Here is a 4,296-nt window from a genome sequence, read left to right as displayed (position 1 = left end):
CTCGGCCAGCGCCCTGACCACCTCGGACCCGACGTTGCCGCCCGCACCCGCCACCAGATACATCCGGCACCCCTTCCGGCCGCTGTCCGCAGGCCCACAGCGTTGCACGCCGGAACCCCCGCTGTGCAGCATGTCCCGCGTCGTGGACAGGTGCACGGCCGGGCGCGCGGGGGCAGCGCGCGGGCGCACCCGCGTCACTCCGCGGACACCTTCGCCGGGGTGCCGTCAGCCGGTATGCCGTCCGCCGGGGTGCCGTCCGCCGGGGTGCCGGGCGTCGTCGGCAGGGCCATGACGTACCGCAGCCCGGACGGCAGGACCCACAGCACGCTCAGCAGCGCGCCCGCGGTGCCGATCCACATGGTCGGCCGCAGGCCGAAGGCCGCGCCCAGGGTGCCGGCGAGGACGGCACCCACGGGGCGTACGCCGAAGTTCGACGTCTGGATCACGCCCATCACGCGCGAGCGAAGCGTGGGCGGGATGACGGCGATCAGGTAGCTGTTCGCCGAGATGTCCATCACGGCGACGCCGCAGCCGCACGCGAACTGCGAGGCGGCCAGCACCGCGACCACCAGCGGCGTCGGGCCGTCCGCGAGCGGCACCAGCGGCAGGGGCAGGCTGAACCCGGCGAACCCCGCGATGATCGCGGGGCCCAGGCCGATCCGCCGCACCACGCGCGGCGCGAGGTACGCCCCGGCCAGGCCGCCGAGCCCGAACATGGCGAAGACCAGGCCCAGCAGTCCGGGGGAAAGGCCCAGCTCGTCGGTCGCGTAGAGCACGAAGAGCGTCACGACGAGCGTGTTGAAGAGGCTGAGCATCGCAACCCCGGCGAGGAGCAGGCCGGGGTCGCGGTTGGCCGTCACCCAGCGGATTCCGTCGGTCAGGCCCGTGCCCCCGTGGCGTGCGGGCGGTGCCTCGGTCGCCCGGATGCGCCCCAGGCACACGGCCGACACCAGATACGTCACCGCGTCGAGCACCAGCGCGAACGGGGCGGTCAGCACCTGGACCAGCGCGCCGCCCGCACCGGGACCGGCGACCGCCGCCGCCGACCTGCTGCCGGAGAGCAGGGCGTTGCCGGCCACGTAGCGATCGGGGGCGAGCACGGAGGCGTAGACGTGGTGGTTGCAGACGCGGAAGAGCACGGTGAGGGCGCCGACGGCGAACTCGGTCACGTACAGGTGCGTCATCGTCAGCGCGTCCATCGCGTACGCGAGGGGCACGGAGGCGACGGCGGCGGACCGGCCGAGGTCCGACACGATCATCGCCCTGCGCCGGTTCGCCTGCCGGTCCGCCCAGGCGCCGCCGGGGATGGACAGCAGGAGGGACGGCAGCAGGGCGACGGCGGTGAGCCAGCCCATCTCTGCGGGGCCGGCGTCGAGCAGCAGCACGGCGGCGAGGGGGACCGCGAGGATGGTGATCTCGTCGCCGATGAGGGAGATGCTGTGCGCGGACCAGTAGAGGCGGAAACCCCGCTCCCGCAGCAGCCCGGCCGGGGGCGGTGGGTCGCGGGGGTCCGCGGCCGTCACAGCGCCAGCAGCATGATGTCGGAAACGGGCTTGTCCTCGCCCGGCCGCCACTGGCCGACCCGGCGATAGCCCCAGGAGGCGTACGCGGCGTGCGCGGGCGCGGCCTCGGCCTCCGTACGCACCGCGAGCGTGACCCGCTCGACGCCGAGCCCCGCGTGGAGTTCCCCGTGCAGCCGGGCGGCGATGCCCTGGCGCCTGCGCTCGGCGCGTACGGCGAGTTCGACGATGCCGAGGGTGCGGCGGCCGGTCTCGGTCGCGAACTCGGGGGTCACCTCCTCGTCCATGGCCTTCCACCAGCCGGTGTCGGCGGGAAGGGGATAGCCGAAGGCGTAGCCCGCGGGCTGCCCGTCGACGCGGGCGACGACGAGACGGGCGCGGGGGAGGAAGACCTCCTGGGCGAAGCGGTCGACGAACTCGGCGATCTCCCTGGGGCCTTCGCGGTAGGGCGGCTCGACCCAGATCCACTTGTACATCGGCAGCACGATGTCGAGCTGGGCCGCGCACTCCAGCCCTTCCCACCGCTCGACCTCGATCGCTGACTTCGCCATGCGTGGTCTCCGTCCCCCGGGCCCGGCCGACTAGCCCCGACCGCCCCCGGCGGGGACACAGCGCCGCCGGGAGCCGACGCCGATACCGCCGCCCTTCGCCGTGGCCGGGACCCGCTCGGTCCGGCGCGTACCGATGCCGATACCGCCCTTCGCCGTGGCGGGCACGCGCACCGTCCGGCGCGTACCGACGCCGATACCGCCGCCCTTCGCCGTGGCCGGGCGGCGGGTGCCCATACCCGGACCGCCCTTCATCGTCGCGGCAGCAGTGGTCGTCTCGGGCTCCAGGAGCGTGATCATCTGTGCGGTCCTTCCGTCGTCGGACACCGGACGCCACACACTCCCCCGCCGACCTGGGCGGAACCTTGTACTCACCTGGAATCCCCAGCCCACACCCACCGCACCCCACCTGCTTATCCTGGGCCGTATGCCTACCGCAGTCGTCACCGGAGCGAGCAGCGGCATCGGCGCGGCCACGGCCCGCCAGCTCGCCGCCGCCGGCCACCATGTCGTCCTGACCGCCCGCCGCAAGGACCGTATAGACGCGCTCGCGGCCGAGCTGACCGCCGCCGGGCACGCGGCCACCCCGTACGCCCTGGACGTCACCGACCGCGCCGCCGTGGACGCCTTCGCCGCGTCCCTCGACAGCTGCGACGTGCTCGTCAACAACGCCGGCGGCGCCCTCGGCACCGAGCAGGTCGAGTCCGGCGACCCGGCCGACTGGCGGGCGATGTACGAGGTGAACGTCATCGGCACGCTCCACCTCACGCAGGCGCTGCTGCCCGCCCTCGTCGCCTCCGGCGACGGCACGGTCGTGATCGTCACCTCCACCGCGGGCCACGCCGTGTACGAGGGCGGCGGGGGCTACGTCGCCGCGAAGTTCGCCGAGCACAGCATCGCCGCCACGCTGCGGCTGGAGCTGAACGGCCGGCCCGTACGGGTCATCGAGATCGCCCCCGGGATGACCCGCACCGAGGGCTTCGCGGTGACGCGGATGCGCGGTGACGAGGCGAAGGCCGCCGCCGTGTACGCGGGCGTGAAGGAACCGCTGACGTCGGAGGACGTGGCGGACACGATCACCTGGGCGGTGACCCGCCCGGCGCACGTCAACGTCGACCTCCTCGTCGTACGCCCCCGGGCGCAGGCCGCGAACTACAAGGTGTACCGGGAGCCGTAGAGCCGGCCCGGCCCGCAGCACCCGAATGGCCGCGCCGCGGCAGCCGTCGCGCGCGGGGGGCGGGAGAGTCGTCGTATCGCCGTCGCCAGGGGAAGGAAGTGCCGTCGTGACCCCGGCCCCGTACCCGCCGATCGCGGACCACGGCATCATCGGAGACCTGCAGACCGTCGCGCTGGTCTCCGCCGAGGGCGTGGTCGACTGGCTGTGCACGCCGCGCTTCGACTCCCCCAGCGTCTTCGGCGCGCTCCTCGACGACGAGCGCGGCGGGCGCTTCGCGATCACCGCCGACGCCCCCGACGCCGTCCCCCGCCAGATCTACCTGCCGGGCACCGCCGTCCTGGTCACGCGCTTCCTGTCCACGGAGGGCATCGGCGAGGTGCTGGACTTCATGCCGGTGGACCGGCCGGAGAAGCCCACGGACACCCACCGGGTGATCCGGCTCGTACGGGCCCTGCGCGGCCGGATGCGCTTCACGCTCGACTGCAGCCCCCGCTTCGACTACGGCCGCGATCCGCACCGGCTCGAACTCGACGGCGGCACCGCCCGCTTCCGCGCCGCCACCGCCGACGGCCACCTCCAGCTGCTCGGTCCGGCCGGCGCGCTGACCCGCGCGGGCGACGACGTGCGCGCCGTGCTGGACCTGGCGCCGGGCCGCTCCGCCGCCGCGGTGTTCACGGTGTGCGCCCCCGGCGCGGAGCCGCCGCCGGGCGCGTACGAGCGGGACGTGCACCGGGAGCTGAACAAGGTGCGGGCCTACTGGCACCGCTGGACCGCCCGCTGCACGTACCGCGGCCGCTGGCGCGAGGTCGTCACCCGCTCCGCGATCACGCTGAAGCTGCTCACGTACGCCCCGACCGGCGCGCCCGTGGCCGCCGCCACCATGGGGCTGCCCGAGCAGATCGGCGGCGAGCGCAACTGGGACTACCGCTACACCTGGATCCGCGACGCCTCCCTGTCGGTACGCGCCCTCCTGGACCTCGGCTACGCCGCCGAGGCGGACGCGTACCGGAGCTGGCTCGGCGGCCTGCTCGGCGCCGCGAACACCGCGGCG

The 4,296-nt window shown here is 74.5% G+C and carries 5 protein-coding genes; 2 read left to right on the top strand and 3 right to left on the bottom strand.

The window, feature by feature from the left end:
- Positions 1-194: 194 nt before the first annotated feature.
- The 3 genes from H5J30_RS19505 to H5J30_RS19495 are packed head-to-tail and all read right to left on the bottom strand — an operon-like array spanning position 195 to position 2,368.
- Complete coding sequence (locus H5J30_RS19505) at positions 195-1,523, bottom strand: MFS transporter (RefSeq protein ID WP_181788699.1); 1,329 nt, start codon at positions 1,521-1,523, stop codon at positions 195-197.
- On the bottom strand, positions 1,520-2,071 hold the full coding sequence (locus tag H5J30_RS19500) for a GNAT family N-acetyltransferase (RefSeq protein WP_181788698.1): 552 nt from the start codon (positions 2,069-2,071) through the stop codon (positions 1,520-1,522). The genes H5J30_RS19505 and H5J30_RS19500 overlap by 4 nt, the downstream gene beginning before the upstream one ends.
- A gap of 30 nt (positions 2,072-2,101) precedes the next feature.
- Positions 2,102-2,368 (bottom strand): hypothetical protein, encoded by a 267-nt coding sequence (locus H5J30_RS19495; RefSeq protein ID WP_258563414.1) that lies wholly within the window; start codon positions 2,366-2,368, stop codon positions 2,102-2,104.
- Between the two features lie 127 nt (positions 2,369-2,495).
- Here H5J30_RS19495 and H5J30_RS19490 point away from each other — a divergent pair, with 127 nt between their 5' ends.
- Both H5J30_RS19490 and H5J30_RS19485 read left to right on the top strand, forming a co-directional pair.
- A complete protein-coding gene (locus tag H5J30_RS19490; protein WP_181788697.1) occupies positions 2,496-3,245 on the top strand; it encodes an SDR family NAD(P)-dependent oxidoreductase in 750 nt (249 codons plus the stop codon).
- A 106-nt stretch (positions 3,246-3,351) separates the two neighbouring features.
- A partial coding sequence (locus H5J30_RS19485; RefSeq protein WP_181788696.1) for a glycoside hydrolase family 15 protein occupies positions 3,352-4,296 on the top strand: 945 nt, incomplete at its 3' end.

The sequence above is a fragment of the Streptomyces phytophilus genome, assembly GCF_013870535.1.
Taxonomy (GTDB): Bacteria; Actinomycetota; Actinomycetes; order Streptomycetales; family Streptomycetaceae; genus Streptomyces; species Streptomyces phytophilus.
This window is presented reverse-complemented; position numbering and strand designations above follow the sequence as displayed.

Excerpts from the sequence above, each read along its gene's own strand:
- H5J30_RS19500 (WP_181788698.1), bottom strand. The coding sequence starts at position 2,071 with ATGGCGAAGTCAGCGATCGAGGTCGAGCGGTGGGAAGGGCTGGAGTGC.
- H5J30_RS19490 (WP_181788697.1), top strand. The coding sequence starts at position 2,496 with ATGCCTACCGCAGTCGTCACCGGAGCGAGCAGCGGCATCGGCGCGGCC.
- H5J30_RS19495 (WP_258563414.1), bottom strand. The coding sequence starts at position 2,368 with ATGATCACGCTCCTGGAGCCCGAGACGACCACTGCTGCCGCGACGATG.